Below are 18,923 nucleotides of genomic sequence, written 5' to 3'. Positions count from 1 at the left end.
CGCTCGTTCAAATTTGAATTAATTGTACCGCAATCGACGTTCCTGCATGTGCTCTACCGCAATTTTGATTACAATGAATGCTACAGCCAGCCCACCAAACAGCATTGTAACCATAAATTCGCTACCAAACGTTGTAACAACGCCATGAATCATATAACCAATACCAAGTTGAGACTGAAACGCACGTTGAACACTAGCTTCATTATTTAAAAAGACATGCTTCATCGGTTCGTTCATTAAAATTCGACGATACAATGACGCACTATACGCACCAGGATAAAATTTGATTAGTGTTTGTGCAAAACGCGGCAATGAACCGATTGGAATGTAGATCCCTGACAAAAAGCCGCTTGCTGTTGCGACGATACTTTCCATGGTAGACCATGTATCAATTGACTTGACCCATGTTGCTAACGCCATGCTTATTAATGACGTAACGAGGGTATTCTCAACGCATACCAGAAAAAGTTTAACGTCCGTCGAAAAACCAAAGTATACCCCATCTGCTAATCCAAAATAGGCTGCGTTAACAATAAATACCACTATCTGCATCATGACACCAATGATAAATGCGCTTATGCCGTACGCTAATTGGTATTTAAACTCGCTAACTGGTGCAATTTCAAAATCAACGGCCACTCGTTCCTGATCGGTAACGTACTGGCGCACACCATCTAAAGTTGTGGTAACAGCTGTAACGGACAACATGCCACCAATTAGCCACGGATCTAACAAGCGCGTTGGCCGACTGATTTGATGCCAGCTGACAATCATATTATGTTTTAAAAAAACAATATACAGTAATAAAACAATCAAAGAACTCAAAATCGAAAAAAATACACCAACCCGATTACGAAAAAACAGTTTTAGATTACGATCAATAATTGCTGTCATTATCTTACCTCCCTGCCTGTCAATGCCAAAAACACATCGTCCATACTGCCCTTATGAAATTCAAAATCAGTAAAGTCATTTTGATGATCGTGCAAAAAAGCGATAACATTCGCGTCAATTGGAACATGTGCACGAATGACATGTTCCTGATCATCCAACTGTGTGGTCCACGTTTTCGGCATTTGGTCACAAAGGGTGGCATAATTTTCTGACCACACAATCAGTACACCGCTCGCAAACTGACGTTTTAATTCGTGTGCTGTACCGTGAGCGATCAATTTACCGTAGTCAATAATATAAACATCGTTGGCCTGCTCTGCCTCCTCTAAGTAATGTGTTGTTAGAAAAATTGTCAGTCCATCTTCACGTTGCATTCGTTTTAGCATCGACCAAATACTGAAACGCGTCTGAATATCCAGCCCCGTTGTTGGTTCATCTAAAAATAATAGCTTCGGTTTATGCAATAAAGCTCTGGCGATATCAACTCGACGACGCTGTCCGCCTGATAAAGATGCATACAGTTGGTCTGCAAATGCCGATGCACCAACCTTTGCAATAATTGGCTCAACATTCTTAACTACGCCTGATCCATATAGACGTGCACGAATCGTTAAGTTTTCTCTGACAGTAAGCTCATTATCGAGAACACTTTCTTGAAATACTATTCCGATATCTTGACGAATAGATTGAATGTTAGTCGTTTGATTAATTTCCACTGAACCTTCACTAACTGGTAACAACGACGTTAACATCTTAATCGTTGTCGATTTCCCTGCGCCATTGGGCCCTAAAAATGCAATTAACTGGCCAGACTGAACTGTTAAATTTAAATCTGAAACCACCGTCTTATCGCCGTAACGTTTCGTTAAATGGTCCGTTTTAAGAATAATCATTATCCCTCACCTCTATGCAGACATGATAGAATGAACCACTCTTAAAAATCCGTCTTACCCCGCTATGTAGTCAAAAAAAGCTTACAAGTGGTTGCTATCAGATACTAAAGTTTTCAAAATCGAACAGGCATCACAGACTTTATTAAAAAAAGATGATAAAATAAGAATTTGATTAGATAATATTTAATTGGATTCGAGGGGCCTACCAATGGGGTTAATACAGACGTTTTTATCATTTTGGCGCAATTACACAAACTTTCGTGGGCGAGCTAACCGACTAGAATTCTGGGGCTGGCAGTTCTGGCAAACTATTTTTATTCTGATCTTTTTAATCCCCACAACCTACTCTATCCGTGATTTCTTAACCTCAATCGATGCTGGAAAAAGTGGGCTTTCGTTTGGATTACTAGTTACTGCGGCTACTTCTGCCCTTCCTTTACTGATTCTATTAATTGGTTACACCATCATTGCATTACTACCGTCGTTGACATTGTTCGTACGTCGCCTACACGATGCTAATCGCTCCGCGGGTTGGTTGGGCTTAAACGTAACTGTCGACTTATTGCTATTAATAATTTATGTATTGACGCGCCAACTAAACACTGATGCGGCACTTATCTTTGCAAGCACTACGGCGACGATTTTTGTTTTGTTCAGTATTGGTTTCATCTATTTGCTTCTATTGCCTAGTGTTATTGACCACAACCGCTTTTTTCCAGCCGATACCGCACCATCTACAACGACACTATCGTTATGACTTGAACTGGCTCCCCAAAAACGTAATGTAATTCATTCATTAATTTTGTTAAGGTTCATCACGTTCGTGTTTGGACTATCATACGACCCGCTCACCCGTGGTACAATTTAGAGCAGAGTTTATCTTGAATTTTCTGGAGGTGGCGATAATGTGGCGCCAATATCTTGAACCAATTCACGTGGCAGTCATTTTGTTCCCGCTTTTAGCGATTGCCATGGCCGTACCGCTATTTGCTTACCACTATCATCGCTATGGCGCGATTTCACGTTGGCAGGTCTTTGTAAATTATAGTTTCTATTTTTATTTACTCTGTGCCTACTTTCTCATTATTTTGCCGTTACCATCGCGGGCTTCTGTGGCCGCATTAACGACACCAACACACAACTTTCATCCCTTGCTGGTGTACTATACTTTTAAAGCCACCGGGTTCAGCCTTCATAACGCCGCAACTTGGATTCCAACGTTACACACTGCAGGATTTCAACAGCCTTTTTTCAATGTCATGCTGACCATTCCGTTTGGCTTTTATCTCCATTACTATTTCAAACGCGGTTTCTTCACAACCATTATCTTGTCATTTTGTTTAAGCCTGTTCTTTGAAGTCACTCAACTAACTGGTTTATACGGCTTGTACGTTCGTCCCTACCGTCTGTTTGACGTTGATGATTTACTCCTTAATACGACCGGTGGTTTCATTGGCTGGCTGGGTGCCCCATTGTTTTCATGGTTGTTACCTAGTAAGGAACGAATTGAAACAGCAAATGCCAAACGCGCACATCAGGTCGGCCTATTACGACGGTTCACAGCTTTCATCATCGACATGCTGTTCGTCGGCACATTCACCGGTATTTTCATGATTGGTGGTATCGCCTTTGATCACGAACCTAACATGTGGTTGTTGCTGATATTAGGGTTGTTGCTCTTCGTGTTCATTCCACAGGGGCTTTTCAAGGGTACTACAATTGGCCTGCGTGCTGTCTACCTGCAAGTTAAGGCAACCAACTGGCGTACCGCTTCATGGTTACAGGTGATCATTCGAAATTTGGTTATTTATATGCCACTTATCTTAATTGGCCTTGGTCTACAGCATATTTTTAATATTCACGGTCAATTAACGTCGTTTGGACTAATTGGTACGTTTACAGTATTGATGATCCTCATCTTCACGGTGGATATCGTTCTTGCCGCAATGATGCCAACGTATCCACTATTATTCGAGCGGCTGAGTCACACGACAACCATTTCGTCGTTTGTTACTGATGATGACCAAGCAACTGCTCCCGTTCGCAAACAATCGACACCTAGTTCACCTAAGAAGAAATACACAACTCGTTCTGAACGCCATCAATCACGTTAAGGAGTTTCCATGTTTTCATTATCGCAAGTGACTAATTTTCTAATTTTCTTTCCCGCTATTATTTTTATTGTGGCCGTAACCTTGGCTATCTTTGGATATCGTCGTGATCCCCGACGCCTCCTAAATTCTTGGTATCTCGTCGTTGGAGCAGTTATTTTACTGGGTATGCCAATTATTTTGTTGGCATCACTATCAGACACTCATCATATTGGCTGGCGGATTCTCAGTGGACTCGCGTACTTGGCCCTCACACTTGGTTTATTTGATTGGGTCATGTTGATCAACTGGCATTTTCGACCATTACGGCGTCATTTTCGCGCGCTAACCATTTTTGCAATTATCCTTGGACTTGCGCTGGCCGTCCTACCTTTTATTCCTGCTCACGTCTGGCCTACTGACTTATTGACACCGATGAAGTATGTCAACACGGCGCTCACCCTGTTGGGTGCTTACATGTGTATCACGATTGCTGACTTCCTCGTGGCCACTTGGACTTACCCACGTCAGACAAAACTGCACGGTGAACATTACGTGATCGTGCTTGGCAGTGGCTTACATCATGGCAATCAACTGTCTAAACTGTTGAAATCACGTGTGGACACTGCAATGCGCGTTGCCAGTATTGCCAAAGATGAGACTGGTGACTGGCCGATTTTGATCATGTCCGGCGGTCAGGGCGCTGATGAAACCGTCAGTGAATCCTCTGCCATGGCAGCCTACGCGAAGGATAACGGTTATCCTGCCGCGGCTATCCGTTTGGAAGAAAAATCAACGAGTACGTTTGAAAACTTTCAATATTCACTCGATGTTATTCATGAGCCACACCCAACAATCGAATTTGTGACCAATAACTTTCACGTCTTTCGTGCCTCAGTATTCGCTGCGATGCTCAAGTTAAACAGTCGTGGCATCGCTGCGCCAACACGGTCGCACTACTATCATCGGGGTCTCATTCGTGAATATGCAGCCCTGACCTGGTTACACAAAACACGCCATCTATTAGCGCTGATTCTGATTATTGTTCTAACAATTGCGATTCCATGGTTCTATGGATAATGGGACTGTAAACGATTTTATTCTGAATTTTTGAGGCAAATTATGCTGACACCAATTGAAATCAATAATAACTTTGAGTGGGTCGATGTGCAGGATGAGACAGCTGCTGAGCATCGCCGCCTCATTCAGAGTTACAAACTAACTGAAGAAATGTACGGGTACGCAACCGACCCTAGTGAACGTGCCCGCATCGAATTTGACAAGGAAGCAGGCATTTCACTGATGATTTTTAATGTCATCACTGATTTACCGGATGATTCCCCTGAAGCAGCTACGGCGCCAATTGGTTTTCTGTTCAAAGGCAAACGAGTATATACGTTCACCAGCGGTACCACGAACTATGTGCATAATCTGGTTATCAATTCCAATTCAGCATTGATATTGCCGCCAATTGAGCAACAGCAACCAATCGATGCCATTTTAGGATTGATGTACAAACTGACAACGACTTATTTGGACAAAATCAATCGGATTGACCGGCGGCGGGCAGAAATTCAACGGAGTTTAAAAACTAATCCTGAACACAGTGCCATTAACGAACTCATGGACCTTGAGACAAGTTTGGTTTACTATCTGACTGCGTTAAAAACCAACACAGACATGCTTAAGGATCTGCAACGGACACCAGTCGTACCGGTCAATGCAGATCAAAATGAACATATTACGGATATACTAGTTGAATCGCAACAGGGTTTAGAAATGGCCCAGATGGCTTCTGACGTGGTTGAGCGTGTGTCAAATGCTTATTCAAACCTTATTGATAACAGTCTGAACAACACGATGAAATTCTTGACAGCTTACTCAATTATCATGACTGTGCCAACCATCGTTTCTGGTTTCTTTGGTGAAAATGTTGCGCTGCCATTTGAGCACAATCCCTATGGCTGGCAAATTACCATTCTGATCATGATCGCGCTTGGCGCCGTTGTTTATCTCATTTTGCGACATTACCGTTTTTTTTGATCGGTAGATGGATGATCCTTTTCGTCACCACAATAAAGAAGACTTCATGTTGATAGGATTACCAACATGAAGTCTTCTTTATATTATTAAATTAATTATTTCTGAACGACAATCTACTTGCCGTCACATTATCGTACCGATGCCACTTGCAGTTCATCAGCCACATCGTAAAAAACTGGTTTCTGCCACGCCAACATGTCATCCGTTAGCTGCAACTTCACAATGCTTTCACGATTATACGGTTCAAAGTAATACGTGCGACTTTCACAAACCGCTGCTGCACGGTAAACAGAATATGTTTGCTGATGGTCTGTATTTCTTGGTACCGCAACACCATCTAATAAGTGCCAGCTACTAATAATGGCGTCGTCCTCATTAAACGGTTGGTTGGCCCGCTCTTTGAAGTAAGCCGCCCGAATAAATCGTGACGAAGGGCTGTATGAACCAGGTGGAATCGACTTACCCGATAAGTTACCGGTAGTGACCTTGGCGGTATTTAACGGGACCTGCCCCGCCAGAAATTCAGGGGTAAATTCCATATAGTCAGTTAATCGGTCAATCTGCTTTTCAAAATTGGGTACGTTTGTCAAAATTCCCAGTGGGTCATCGACCACACGCATTGGCATAATCGTCGGTTCAATAGCCACCATCCGCCCAGTGCGGTCAGCCACTGCAAAATGCAGTTCTGACTGCCCATACTTGCGGTCACTGTATGTGTCAGCCATGAGCTCGACTTCATCGATATGCGCTTCAATTTCTGCCACAGACCGAAAGTTACCCAACAGCCAGAACGCAAACTCATAGGGCGCCAATTGTACTTTGTCATCACGCCGCTCAACGGCACGTTTGGAACCATTGGCAAACGTTAATTTCTGCGCCGTCAGCCCCCATTCATTAACACCATCCGACATGTCAATACGATGTGGCAATTGAAAGGCACTGCCGACAATCGCGTACTGATTTTTATGCACACGATGGTCAAAATCGCTTTGCCACTCGTAATCTCGTGGCACAAACGTCGGTCTGACATCAAGTGTCGGCCAATCCATCGTCCGTGATAGGACGTGCGTACCGTCACAAGCAATTTGGAAAATACTGGTGCACATACTAAACCTCCAGTTTGCTATTCTGACGGCGATTACGACTTAAATGCAAATACGCAATAAAGTGAAATGCAATGCCAGACAGCAATAAAATACCGCCAATCCAATTGGACCAGGTTGACATAATAATTGCTAATCCATACAAAGTCATTGACCGCAATGGATCCATTTTTATATTACGGTCAAACATAAAATGATTCTTATCCATCAACTGTTGATGCAGATAAAGATAGTGATACAACAAATAATAAACAGCGGAAATAAAGAATGCTACGGCAGAATAAATCATGAAAGACACGCGGATATCCGCTGAATTACGTTCTGCAATCGCCGTTGCCACCAAACTCATGGGATAATCTAGCAACGTCACACTAAACATAGACAACAAATTAATCAGATTCATATTTCGGTCAATTGCCTTCAAACTTGCAAAATAATCGTGGTGAAAAAGCCATAACGTCCCAACATAGAAATAAGAGACTGCATAAGCTAGAAATTCCGGCCACTGTTGCGCAATTGCCGCTGCTAAATGACCCTGGTGATATTCGGGAACGTGAAATTCCAACACAAGAATCGTAATCAAAATGGCAAAAACGCCATCACTAAATGCTTCCAAACGTGATTTAGACATCATCGATCAATTTGCTCCATTTTCTGGTTTAACAACATAATGGACGCGGTTATCTTCCGTTCTGTGAGCGTACAAACGTTGCGTATGATCTTCATCAAAATAACCAAGGTCTAGCATTGTTTGCCCGTCAATCGTAGCCTCGCCATGATACGCATCCAGCAAAAAGCCACGAATATTGAACGCTTCCGCCATCAAGGCATCTGTGCGTTCAACAGAGGCAGCTAGGGTGTAACCCTCATCCAACATCAGTTTGATACCAGACACTTTTAAAAACGTGTCATAGCCGTACAAACGCGACGTATTACCGTCTTCACGCTCTTTAGGCTTAATGTATCCCTTTGATTCCCAGTAACGAAGTTGACGAGTTGAAACATCCGTCATTTTACTGATCTGACTAATACCGAAAATTAAATTCGCCGTGCTAAAAATTTTACCATTACTGGTGTCGCGCAAACTTGTTCGCGCCATCCACCCACCTCCAGGTTAATGCATGTTACTGAAATTCATTATGACGTCCATGTGCTATTCTTCTGGATATAGTTCCTTAGTCATCTTACGGTGCCAAATGTTAGCTTCCAAAAACGGTTGACCATAAGCTTCGAAACTTTGTTTGGCATAAAAACTGATAGCTGTTTCTTGCGCTTCTAGATATAACGTCTTGAAACCATTTTCCTTGGCATCAGCCGTAATCTGATTGATCAGCGCGACGGCATAACCACGGTGCCGTGCCCAATCAATGGTTGCAACCCGTTGAATCTGAAGTAGATCATCATCTAAGGCTTTGACTCGCGCCGTCACGACCGGTGTGCCATGATCGTAACCAACATAGTGCGTTGCGTCTTCGTCATGACCATCCAACTCTAATTCCTTATCAATACCTTGTTCGTCGACAAAAACAGCTAAGCGGACAGATACAGCATCTTCGTAAACCTTACCGTCTGTTCCCTTAAGCTGTTCAATATCAAGTTCTGGTTTTTCTTCTTTCTTCTTACCCCAGTGAAATAAACTCATTTATTGCTCCTTAGTTATTCTTTTATTTAAATTGATGTCGCTGATGCTACATAGCCATAACGCGCTCCCAGCCCTAAAGCCTGTGCACAACTGAAACTGACCATTGCACAGGCAAAACTACTACATAGCCAAAACGTGTCACTGCCGCCCAGAAGACTGTGCATAACCCGAAGCTGATGAAAACCAAGCAAAGACCGCTCGATTCTCGACTGCTACATAGCCATAACGCGCTCCCAGCCCTAAACCCGGGCTGGTCACGCTCACTTTTCGTTATACCCCAACACCGTAATCTTCTGATCATCGAGGGAAAGGCGGGTCACACTGCCGTTTTCTGGACGGACGCTGAGATCATACTTGCCGCCTCCGTAGCGCTCCATCAGACTGAGCAACGTATTGCCGTGACTGATAACTAATACATTATCGCCGTCAGAAAGATCATCGTTTTCACGAATCAAATCAAAACCACGATCGATTCGTTGCCAGTATTCGTCGTTACTTTCGGCATCATGAAACGGATCGGCCTCTTTCATGAAGTCCTTCGCCTTGGCAATTGAATATTTTTCTTCGATTTCTTTAAACCCATTTAATCCATGTGGACGGCCGACTTGGTCCCACACATAATTCATGTTTTCGCCTTCAAACGAACCATAGAATTGTTCGCGGAAAAATGGACTGCTAATCGGTTGTTTGACATTTGAAACATTGTTTTCAGTCAAAATCGTTGCCGCTGTTTGTTGCGCTCGCGTTGTGTCAGAACAATAGGCCGCTGCAAACGACACATTAGCTAGCCGTTCACCAGCCGACTTAGCATCTGCTAGGCCCTTGTCGGTCAACGGTGAATTACTCCAACCTTGCAGTTTGTTATAAATATTAAAATAAGTTTGTCCATGACGGACCAAATACAGTGTCACTGATGCCATGTTAATAACCCCCAAATTTTAATGTTTTCTAGACTCTATTATACACGACGGTACCGTTGTTAAGTAAAATTGACGGGCTTCTTTGCGGAACGTAAACATTCTTTAGCCGGTTAAAGTTTGCGTAAGGTCATTTTGCCAATAGTGAACAGCCACTGGCCGACGTGGTAAACTATGTCATATGCTTTTTGACGAGTAAATTTAAAAAGAGGACCTTGATTCATGCGTAAGCTGCAAGCAAAACTTAACACCCGAATCGGTTTGTTCTGGCTTCTGGTCTTTGTCTTTTGGGCCAAAACAATGTTGGCATACGCGATCGATTTTCACATTTCCATTAGTGATCCCGTTCAAGCCTTCACTGTCGCCATCAATCCGATTGGAACTAGCCTTCTATTATTCGGCCTCGCTTTCTATGCACGGCGGGCGCGGTTCTTCTATCCAATCTTGACGTTAACCTACATCTTAAATACTGTCTTACTTTATCTGAACGTGATTTACTTCCGTGAATTCACCGATTACATGACAGTTTCGACAATGACTGGCTACGACAAAGTCAATCAGGGCTTATCAGGCAGTTCTCTCGCCCTGACCATGCCCCATGATGCCCTTTATTGGTTGGACTTAGTCATTTTAATTCTGCTGTTTGCCTTTCGTTGGTTGAAGTTTGACAAACTAGCACTGCCGAAAAAGACCGGCTTCGCCGTGACGTCGTTTGCTCTTATGTTTATTACATTCAACTTAGCTGTTGCTGAAATGGACCGTTCTCAATTAATGACGCGGACGTTTGACCGGACATATGTGGTTAAGTACCTCGGACTAGACTTTTTCACCGCTTACGATGGTGCTAGTGAATGGCACACATCCTCAATGCGGGCCGCGGCCACCAAGTCTGAACTAAAGGATGTCACTGACTTTACGCAGAAACATTATGCCGCACCAAATAAAACGATGTTTGGTGCCGCTAAAGGCCGCAACGTGATTGTGATTCACCTTGAAAGTTTCCAACAATTTTCGATTGACCAAAAAGTTAATGGTAAAGAAGTCACGCCATTTTTAAACAGCATTTATCATTCTAAGGATACCTATGCGTTTGATAATTTCTTCCATCAGGTGAGCCAAGGGAAAACGTCTGACGCGGAAAACATGCTAGAAGCAGGTACGTACGGCCTGCCCCAGGGGTCGTTGTTTGCCCAACTGGGCAGCGACGAAACTTTCCAAGCCGCACCGGCGATTCTCGAACAGTCACCTGAAAAGTACACCACTGCCGTTTTCCATGGTAATGTGCCAACATTCTGGAACCGAAATAACGTATATCCAAATTTGGGTTATCAATACTTCTTCTCACAACCGTATTACAATCACAGTGGTGATCGTTCCATGGGTTATGGCTTGAAGGACAAGCTGTTGTTTGACGACTCCGTAAAGTACCTTCAACACCTGCAACAGCCGTTTTATGTTAAATATCTGACCGTTACAAACCACTTCCCGTTTGAACTAAGCAAGGAAGACCAAGATCCCAACTTCAAAACGACTGATACCGATGACTCCGCGGTTAATAACTACTTTGTCACAAACCACTACTTGGACCAATCCGTTGAGGAACTGTTCAACTTCTTGAAGTCCTCGGGACTGTATAACAAGTCAATGATCGTCATCTATGGGGATCATTACGGGATTTCCAATTCAGAAAACAAGAGTCTCGCCAGTGTCCTTGGGAAGGATCCAGACAACTGGACCAATTTTGACAACGCCCAACTACAACGTGTGCCATTTATGGTTCATATTCCGGGCAATGGTCATGGTAAGATCGAGCATCAATATGGTGGTGAAATTGACGTTGAACCAACGCTGCTCCACTTATTGGGCATCAACTCCAAAAAGTATGTTCAGTTTGGTACCGACCTCTTCTCCAAACACCATGATCAAGTCGTGGCTTTCCGTAACCAAGACTTTGTGACGCCGACTTACACGTCTCTTTCCGGCACCATTTACAACAACAAAACTGGTCAACCTGCTAACCTAACAGCTGCACAGAAGAAACACACAGACGCCGAGCAGGCCAAGGTGACCAAGGAACTAAGCCTGTCTGATTCATTGAATCAAAAGAACCTATTGCGATTCTACAAACCAGATGGTTTTACCCCTGTTGATCCTAGTAAATATAAGTACACAAAGGGGTTACAGAAAGCCGAGCAGATCGAACGCGATCGCGGCGTCGGTAGCACCTCGCTGTACAGTCAAAACGGCAATAAATCAATCGAAGGGTTATACCACACGGATGCCCCTGAGGTTGATGACAAGGGTCGTTGATCCATTTCAATACCACAAAAATACCCATCGCAAACGGAAATTAACCATTGCGATGGGTATTTTTGCTTACTTCTAAATTATCGGCGCCGTAACAATGCTCGTAAACTTTATTTCAAAAGTTTTAAGCCCGTTACACTGACCGAAAACGCCGTTCCGTGGGAACCGGTCTCAGCCTCCTTAAACTCGGAGTCTTTAACCTTGATTATGAGCCGAAACCCACGTCTCATAAGTCATCCCGCAACACTAAGCGGCCAAAGTTCCGCCGCCAAGCGTTGCCGACACGGAACTCTGTCTTCGGTCAGCTCCACTCATGTAGTAGATTGTTGGTTGCCTGCCAATTTAGTGCTAAAAATGCTACGTACAAAATTTCCAGTTATATCAGCTGGAGGGCGCCAACATTGACACCGAGCCGTGAAGGTAACCTAAATTCGGTGGTTTCCCGAATTTAGGTTACGGACGGTCGTAAAAACTCGCGGTCTTCACGAGGTTTTACGGCGAGGTGAAAAACCGCGAACTTCGGGCTTGAACCGGTCCCACGGCGAGCGTGTCAATGGTGGCAACCGCAAGCAACATAACTAACGGGTTGGAAACGTTTGAAGGGCAACTGAACCGCCGAAAAAAAACCCATTCCCAGTAAACTCTGGGAAATTCCGTTTGGCATTGCGACCCCGCTCACCTGTCAGTAAGAAAATGGTGATGGCGATAAAGATAACGGCTAGGATAACGGTCATCCACCAGTCAAACATCCCTGGTTTACCCATCGTCATCGTGCCATTGCTCATAAACACAAAGCTATCAATGCTGAAATGGAACAACATCGGCCACCACAAAGCTCGTGTGTACAAATACAAAGCGGCTAGCAAACAACCGATACTGGCTGCCGACAGCGCCTGTTCAAATGTAGCTGACCAACTTTGCCCCTGAAGCCCGTTCGGCAAATGAAACAGGCCAAACAAAATACTCGTGACAGCCACAGACCAGCCAAACTGATGACGTGAAAACTCAAACGCACGCATCATGAGACTAAGCGTGGCAAAGCGAAGCATCCATTCTTCCACAATTCCAGGTTCCACACCGTTTAACATCATCTTGAAAGTCGGTGACTTCATGTGAAAGTCGAATTCCCACAGGGTGCCAAACGATGTTCCTGCTTCAAAACTATTAAAAATGACGTAGCCAACACAAAACAACGCTAGCAAAACGATGACCCACCACTGTGCCGTTCTGGAAAACCCAAATCGTGGCAAACGGAACCCCCAAACTTTCATTGCAAAGCCCGTAATAATCACGAAACTAACGGCACCGATAAAACCACTGGTTGCCAAGTCTTTTACTACTGGCGCCAATGACTTTTCAAACGACGTGACCGCAATTTCTGGCGCAATCACGATGACCTCAAAGCAAACTGAGAAGAGGACCACAATCCGGCCAACCAATGATTCAATGCGGCCGTAAGCAAACACGCCGATAGGAATATAAACCAGCAATGACATGATAAAGACTACGATTGCAGCACCATTAGCATTAACGTGCAACCGCTTCACACAGATGGCCGCCAATACCATAAGTACCAATGAAACCGTCACCGTCTGAACAAATACTTGGCCATAGTGATTAAAACGATACAGAAAACGTTTAAACCAATGACGATTTGCTAATGTTTCCTCATTCGGGGCCAACAAAATCAACCCTAATAAATTCAATACCAGCATCACATCCAGTAGCACCACCAGCGTAGTTCGACTTTGATGGAGTACAACACGCCCTGCAATCAAAATAAGCTCTTGAATGATTACCTGCACGAAAAACCAGCGTCGCAATCCTATGTTTGTCGTTAATCCCTGTCTTGCCATATCCGCTCACCTTCGTTTTAGTAATTTCGTGTTATTCGATAACGGAATTTCCAATCATTTATTAAAGTTTTATCGGTCACTTTAATTTCGCTGGAATTATCTTATGATTTTATAATCATATCACTAAAAACATATCAACGTGCTGATGCGAGGCAATCATAACAAGAGATTAAAACCGTGATGCTGAGAAAGAAGCAATCTGATTTTTTGTGGAATGCATTATTTACGCCGACAGTTGAAAACAACAGGCCATCTGGCAATCTTGTTATGTCAGAAATTGCTGGTTAAACGATGTGCAAGCTTGTAACTATGTGAGCTGGAGGGCGCCAACATTGATACCGAGCCGTGAAGGTAACGTTAATTCGGTGATTTGCCCGAATTTAGGTTACGGACGGTCGGAAAGACTCGCGGTCTTCACGAGGCTTTACGGCGAGGTGAAAGACCGTGAGCTTCGGGCTTGAACCGGTCCCACGGAGAGCGTGTCAATGTTGGCAACCGTAAGCGGTCAGACAATCCCCATTTTTCAGCGCACAAAAAAAACACCAACACGCTATAAATATCCGCATTGATGTCTTTTTTATTCGAAGGTCGGTAAGGATGCACCAAGTTGTTCAATTAACTTGATTGCATCATCGATTTTTTCAGTTGAAATGGTGTCACCTAAACTTTCAACTGATTCACGAATCGACTTTTCAATCTTATGATGCAAACGAACACCCTTATTGGTTAAGAAAACCAATTTGGTCCGACGATCATCAGCGGTTGTTTTCATTTCAACCTGATCGTCCTTTAATAGCTTACCAATTTGTGTCGAGACAACACTCATTGAAAACGGCGTTTCCTTGGTAAGCTGTGACACGGTGATGCCTTTGTTTGCAGCGATTCGTCTCAACAAAACGGCCGTTTGTAAATTCAGACCGAAGTGATTAACAAAATTGATCGCTGCACGGTTAGCAACATAAACTTCGTTAACGTAGTGATCACATAATACTGCAACCATTGCATCAACATTTTCCTGATCATTCATTGGTTCGGACATTACGAGAACCCCTTTTCTCAAAAATTACTGTAATAAACCCAGTTGTCTTTGATCCACTTATAGCTTTGCCCAAGTGATTAAAGTTAAACTTATGAAATGAATTGTACTTAATTGTAGTTGAGAAACCTAAAAAATACCATAAACTTATTAATATTATACCCATTTAACCAAATTTATTGCATAAAAAAAGTAACAATAACGCCTATCGTCGGCACTATTGTCACTTTATTACTAAATTAAATTCATTTTACGTTAATTTGCTCATGATGCTCTGACCACGGATAAGCTTTAACGACGCCGACAACTTTGCTTTTCGGTACGAAGCCATAGTACCGACTGTCGTTTGATACAGCACGATTATCCCCGAGAACGAAATAGCTATCTTTTGGAACCTTAGTAACACCAGCGTTACGCGTCCAGTTTTCATCATAGCTAAGTGTTTTTAAATTAAACCCTTTGTAGTCGTTACCGTTATGCGGCAAAGCTGTGAGAGTACCAGCCTGTTGCTGCTTTTTGGTGATATAACTCTGAGAAACAAACTTACCGTTCACGTATAACTTTCCATCAGCGTGATAATCAATCGTGTCTCCCGGCATTCCAATAATCCGCTTAACATACATAACTTTAGTATCCGTCGCCTGTGGGTCCACACCATAAGCCTTAAACACGATGACACGATCATGCTTTAATGGCGCCTGCTTAAAGGCCCACACCCGCTCGTCATTCTGAAGGTTAGGCAACATTGAGGGACCGTCAACACGTACATGCGCAATCAGAAGCCATTTAACTAACATTGCAATGGCAAAACCAATTAAAATTGGCCACACCCAGCTCATAACTTTTTTAATGTGAAGCACATCCTTTCACAGGGCTTTTACATAAATTAAAAAGACATTAGTAGATATCATTATAGCCGTTTTTCAACCGACATAAAGCGATAAAAACAATAATTGTCAGAAGTTATCGTTTTCTCTGATTATTCGTTGGGTAAGTGAACCGACGTACTGTGCACTGGTCCACGGTGATGCGGATCAATAGCAAACGCAGCTGCGTGAACAGCCGTAGCTGCTTCGCCAAATCCTGTCGCAATTAAGGCCACCTTGCCATCATAGCTGGCTGTATCGCCAGCGGCATAAATGCCGTCGATACTAGTTTTCATACTACCATCGACAGCCACCTGTTGCCGGTTTTGGTCAAACTGCAGGTCCCAGTTTTCAAACACGCTGTGATCTGAGATGAAGCCATAATTAACAACCAAATCATCTACGGTAACCGCTCGATGATTGTCAGTCTTCATTTCTTTTAAGTCGACTGTCACCTGATTGCCGTTTGCTGTCAGCCCACTCACAAGATAAGGCGTAACCGTTTCAACACTGGATTCATTCAGCTTAGTCACGCTGTGTGGCAACGCTCGGAACGAATCCCTGCGGTGTATTAAATATACATGATGGGCCACCGGTTCTAACATCAACGCAATATCAATGGCGGCATCTCCCCCACCAGCAATCATCACGTCATGATCCTTAAATTGAGCGACCTTCGGCACAAAGTACCAAAGATTGCGTCCCTCGAACGCCTCTGCGTTATCCACAGCTAGCTTGCGCGGCGTGAAAGCGCCATTACCCGTGGTCACCAAAACGGCCTTAGAATGGGTTACATCCTTGTTGGTCGTGATCGTGAAATCACCCAGTTGACCACTCACGTTCGTCACCGTTGTTTCCGTCTTTATCGAAACTGGGAATTCACTCGTTTGTGCCACTAACTTGTCGACTAATTCTTGGGCGGTTACGTGGCTAAAACCGGCCACATCCAAAATGCGTTTTTCCGGATACAGCGTGGTTAATTGACCACCGACCTGGGGCAAACTCTCAACCACTTGTGTTTTTAACTCCTGCAAACCTGCGTAAAAAGCGGCAAACAAGCCCACGGGACCACCGCCAATAATTGTTAAATCATACATTACTTCATCCATTATTAAATCCTGTCATTCCTCTTCAAAGGTGGGTAATTTTAGCTGATGTTGTTGTTCAAACAAACGGCCAATGCGCAACAATGCCAATTCATCACCTTTACGGGCGGTGAACTGAATGCCGATTGGTAATCCTGCGTCAGTCACAAATGTTGGCAAACTGATGGCCGGTTGTCCTGTTAAATTAGCCTGTTGTGTAAATGGCGACAATGTCAGCGCCTGTTCAAAATAATCCCACAACAGTTGCAAACGCTCAGGCGATTTCATCCGCGTCACATGATCGATCTGGGCATCTATATCTGGATCCACCAAAGGATTGTCCAAACGTGGTGCCGGGTAAGCAGTCGTTGGGGTGAGGTACAGATCATACGTGTCCAAAAAGTCATTCATCTGTGCACTGGCTTGATCCCATAGACCCATTGCCTGACTATACTGTGCACCAGTGACACCTAGTCCTGCCTGATAGATCAGCCACGTCAACCGTTCCATATCGTCTGGCCCAACCGAACGTCCTAAGGCCTGATTAACAGAATCAAACATTGCAGCGGTTTCAGCACCATTCATCATGTAGTAAGACCGCATGAGTGCCACACCATCCAATGGATTGCTCTTTTCGACCACTTCGTAGCCCTGTTCCCGTAAAAATGCCACGGCATCCTCGACCGCCTGCACAGCCGCCATAGAAACAGGCGTGCCAACGGGTGATTTTGTACTGTAAGCAATTCTCAGATGAGCTGGCTGATCCCAGAGTTGCGCGGCAAACCCTTGTAGATTAACGGGCGTACTAAATGGCGCCTCCGGTTGGTACGTTTGCAACCAGTCTAATAAGGCTGCCGTATCGCGAATTGAATGCGTCAACGCAAAATTAATGGACGCACCAGCCCAACCGCGCCAGCCATCAGGACCGACAGGCACTCGACCACGTGTAGGCTTTAATCCAATCAAGCCGGAGAATGAGGCTGGTATGCGGATCGATCCGCCACCATCATTACCAGCAGCCAATGGTACATAACCGGCCGCAACACTTGTCGCTGCGCCGCCAGATGATCCACCCGGATAATAGTCACGATCCCACGCATTTCGTGTTTTACCATAGAGCACTGGATCAGTAATGTTTTTGAAGCCAAACTCTGGTGCATTCGTTTGACCAATTATGATAAAACCAGCATCTTGCAGTGCTGCAACAAAATTATCTGTTTGACCCGCAATTTCATCTTTGAATAAGCGTGCACTCAGCGTGGCCGGTTCACCCTTTAAATTTTGGCCGAGATCCTTCAATAGCAGTGGCACACCTAAAAATGGCTGACCAAGATCCTGCAACTGGCGGGCCTCCGACAGAGCTTTTTCACGGCGCGTGTGAACGACCGCGTTCAAGTCATCGTTGGTCGCTTCGATCCGCGCAAAAGCTGCTTCGACCAAGGCCTCACTGGTCACTTCACCATCGCGGACTCGACGTGCTAATTCCAATGCATCTGCCATGACAATTCGCCTCCAAACGTTTGTTGATTGCTAGCTAAATTATACCGCATTACGTGTTTTGCATGCGATTTTTGAGTGACACATTGAGGATGTCTTAATATGTGATGAGGTGCTTTATCGTGTGTGGCCTGCGCTTACGGTTGGCAACAATGACACGCTCGCCGTGGGACCGGATCGAGCCCGAAATTCACGGTCTCTCACCTCGCCGCATAGCCCCGTGAAAAACCGGGTCTCTGCGACCGTCCGTGATGTAAATTCGGCAAAACCACCGAATTAACATCGCCATCATGGCTCGATATCATTGTTACCGTCCTCCAGCTCATATCCTAACAAAAAACAAACACACACCAGTTAACAACAGCTAATACTAGCCTGCACAGTCATGACATAAATAAAAATAAGGCCAAATGACACATTGAAGATGCATCATTTAACCTTATTTTTATTAATAGCGACAACAATTGTTATCACTCGGCACGCTTACCTATGTAAGCAACCACGTTGAAAAACTAGTTTTCGTCTTCCAACTTCTTTGCATCTGCATCAATCGTGGCAAAACCAGATTCTTTTGATTCTGGCTTTGGGTTCTTAGCACGATCTTCTTCGGCCTTTTCGATCAAAGCCTTACGTTCTTCCTTACTCAATTTAGCCATGATATTCGCCTCTTTTAAATGGAAAAGAAACGGGCGCC

The 18,923-nt window shown here is 44.1% G+C and carries 18 protein-coding genes; 5 read left to right on the top strand and 13 right to left on the bottom strand.

Annotated features, from left to right (window positions below):
- Nucleotides 1-18: 18 nt before the first annotated feature.
- Nucleotides 19-894: an ABC transporter permease gene (locus GB993_RS12185; RefSeq protein ID WP_161004496.1), complete on the bottom strand. Its 876-nt coding sequence runs from the start codon at nucleotides 892-894 to the stop codon at nucleotides 19-21.
- Nucleotides 894-1,784 (bottom strand): ATP-binding cassette domain-containing protein, encoded by an 891-nt coding sequence (locus GB993_RS12180; protein WP_161004527.1) that lies wholly within the window; start codon nucleotides 1,782-1,784, stop codon nucleotides 894-896. The genes GB993_RS12185 and GB993_RS12180 overlap by 1 nt, the downstream gene beginning before the upstream one ends.
- A 211-nt stretch (nucleotides 1,785-1,995) precedes the next feature.
- Between GB993_RS12180 and GB993_RS12175 the strand changes: the two genes are divergently transcribed.
- The 4 genes from GB993_RS12175 (at nucleotide 1,996) to GB993_RS12160 (ending at nucleotide 5,920) form a co-directional block, all read left to right on the top strand.
- Complete coding sequence (locus tag GB993_RS12175) at nucleotides 1,996-2,544, top strand: DUF805 domain-containing protein (protein ID WP_161004495.1); 549 nt, start codon at nucleotides 1,996-1,998, stop codon at nucleotides 2,542-2,544.
- Between the two features lie 148 nt (nucleotides 2,545-2,692).
- Nucleotides 2,693-3,901: a VanZ family protein gene (locus GB993_RS12170; RefSeq protein ID WP_161004494.1), complete on the top strand. Its 1,209-nt coding sequence runs from the start codon at nucleotides 2,693-2,695 to the stop codon at nucleotides 3,899-3,901.
- A gap of 9 nt (nucleotides 3,902-3,910) precedes the next feature.
- On the top strand, nucleotides 3,911-4,957 hold the full coding sequence (locus GB993_RS12165; RefSeq protein WP_161004493.1) for a YdcF family protein: 1,047 nt from the start codon (nucleotides 3,911-3,913) through the stop codon (nucleotides 4,955-4,957).
- A 42-nt stretch (nucleotides 4,958-4,999) separates the two neighbouring features.
- Nucleotides 5,000-5,920, top strand: coding sequence for a magnesium transporter CorA family protein (locus tag GB993_RS12160; RefSeq protein WP_161004492.1), 921 nt, complete (start codon nucleotides 5,000-5,002; stop codon nucleotides 5,918-5,920).
- A gap of 128 nt (nucleotides 5,921-6,048) precedes the next feature.
- On the opposite strand, the gene GB993_RS12155 is transcribed toward GB993_RS12160, so the two are convergent.
- From GB993_RS12155 to GB993_RS12135, 5 genes are all read right to left on the bottom strand, one after another.
- On the bottom strand, nucleotides 6,049-7,026 hold the full coding sequence (locus tag GB993_RS12155) for a linear amide C-N hydrolase (RefSeq protein ID WP_161004491.1): 978 nt from the start codon (nucleotides 7,024-7,026) through the stop codon (nucleotides 6,049-6,051).
- A 1-nt stretch (nucleotide 7,027) separates the two neighbouring features.
- Nucleotides 7,028-7,657 (bottom strand): TMEM175 family protein, encoded by a 630-nt coding sequence (locus tag GB993_RS12150; RefSeq protein WP_431188887.1) that lies wholly within the window; start codon nucleotides 7,655-7,657, stop codon nucleotides 7,028-7,030.
- A gap of 3 nt (nucleotides 7,658-7,660) precedes the next feature.
- A complete protein-coding gene (locus GB993_RS12145) occupies nucleotides 7,661-8,122 on the bottom strand; it encodes a MerR family transcriptional regulator (protein ID WP_161004490.1) in 462 nt (153 codons plus the stop codon).
- A 54-nt stretch (nucleotides 8,123-8,176) separates the two neighbouring features.
- Nucleotides 8,177-8,665 (bottom strand): GNAT family N-acetyltransferase, encoded by a 489-nt coding sequence (locus GB993_RS12140; RefSeq protein ID WP_017261499.1) that lies wholly within the window; start codon nucleotides 8,663-8,665, stop codon nucleotides 8,177-8,179.
- Nucleotides 8,666-8,925: 260 nt separating this feature from the next.
- Complete coding sequence (locus tag GB993_RS12135) at nucleotides 8,926-9,585, bottom strand: histidine phosphatase family protein (protein ID WP_161004489.1); 660 nt, start codon at nucleotides 9,583-9,585, stop codon at nucleotides 8,926-8,928.
- Nucleotides 9,586-9,804: 219 nt separating this feature from the next.
- Here GB993_RS12135 and GB993_RS12130 point away from each other — a divergent pair, with 219 nt between their 5' ends.
- Nucleotides 9,805-11,892 (top strand): LTA synthase family protein, encoded by a 2,088-nt coding sequence (locus tag GB993_RS12130; RefSeq protein WP_161004488.1) that lies wholly within the window; start codon nucleotides 9,805-9,807, stop codon nucleotides 11,890-11,892.
- Between the two features lie 575 nt (nucleotides 11,893-12,467).
- Here the strand turns inward: GB993_RS12130 and GB993_RS12125 are convergent.
- The 6 genes from GB993_RS12125 to GB993_RS12935 all read right to left on the bottom strand — a co-directional run bounded on the left by GB993_RS12125 (nucleotide 12,468) and on the right by GB993_RS12935 (nucleotide 18,885).
- Entirely contained in the window at nucleotides 12,468-13,745 is a 1,278-nt protein-coding gene (locus tag GB993_RS12125) for a CPBP family intramembrane glutamic endopeptidase (RefSeq protein WP_161004487.1), read from the bottom strand.
- A gap of 577 nt (nucleotides 13,746-14,322) precedes the next feature.
- The gene (locus GB993_RS12120; RefSeq protein ID WP_161004486.1) at nucleotides 14,323-14,784 is read right to left on the bottom strand and encodes a MarR family winged helix-turn-helix transcriptional regulator; all 462 of its coding nucleotides are present in this window, start codon (nucleotides 14,782-14,784) and stop codon (nucleotides 14,323-14,325) included.
- Between the two features lie 242 nt (nucleotides 14,785-15,026).
- The gene (gene lepB, locus GB993_RS12115; RefSeq protein WP_017261504.1) at nucleotides 15,027-15,620 is read right to left on the bottom strand and encodes a signal peptidase I; all 594 of its coding nucleotides are present in this window, start codon (nucleotides 15,618-15,620) and stop codon (nucleotides 15,027-15,029) included.
- 140 nt (nucleotides 15,621-15,760) lie between these two features.
- The gene (locus tag GB993_RS12110) at nucleotides 15,761-16,756 is read right to left on the bottom strand and encodes an NAD(P)/FAD-dependent oxidoreductase (RefSeq protein ID WP_161004485.1); all 996 of its coding nucleotides are present in this window, start codon (nucleotides 16,754-16,756) and stop codon (nucleotides 15,761-15,763) included.
- Nucleotides 16,757-16,768: 12 nt separating this feature from the next.
- Complete coding sequence (locus GB993_RS12105) at nucleotides 16,769-18,232, bottom strand: amidase (RefSeq protein ID WP_161004484.1); 1,464 nt, start codon at nucleotides 18,230-18,232, stop codon at nucleotides 16,769-16,771.
- A gap of 509 nt (nucleotides 18,233-18,741) precedes the next feature.
- Nucleotides 18,742-18,885 carry a hypothetical protein gene (locus GB993_RS12935; RefSeq protein WP_162854132.1) on the bottom strand — a complete coding sequence of 48 codons (144 nt, stop codon included), beginning with the start codon at nucleotides 18,883-18,885 and terminating at the stop codon, nucleotides 18,742-18,744.
- Nucleotides 18,886-18,923 lie beyond the last annotated feature (38 nt).

The organism is Furfurilactobacillus milii, from assembly GCF_009864005.1.
In the GTDB taxonomy this organism is placed as follows: domain Bacteria; phylum Bacillota; class Bacilli; order Lactobacillales; family Lactobacillaceae; genus Furfurilactobacillus; species Furfurilactobacillus rossiae_B.
This window is presented reverse-complemented; position numbering and strand designations above follow the sequence as displayed.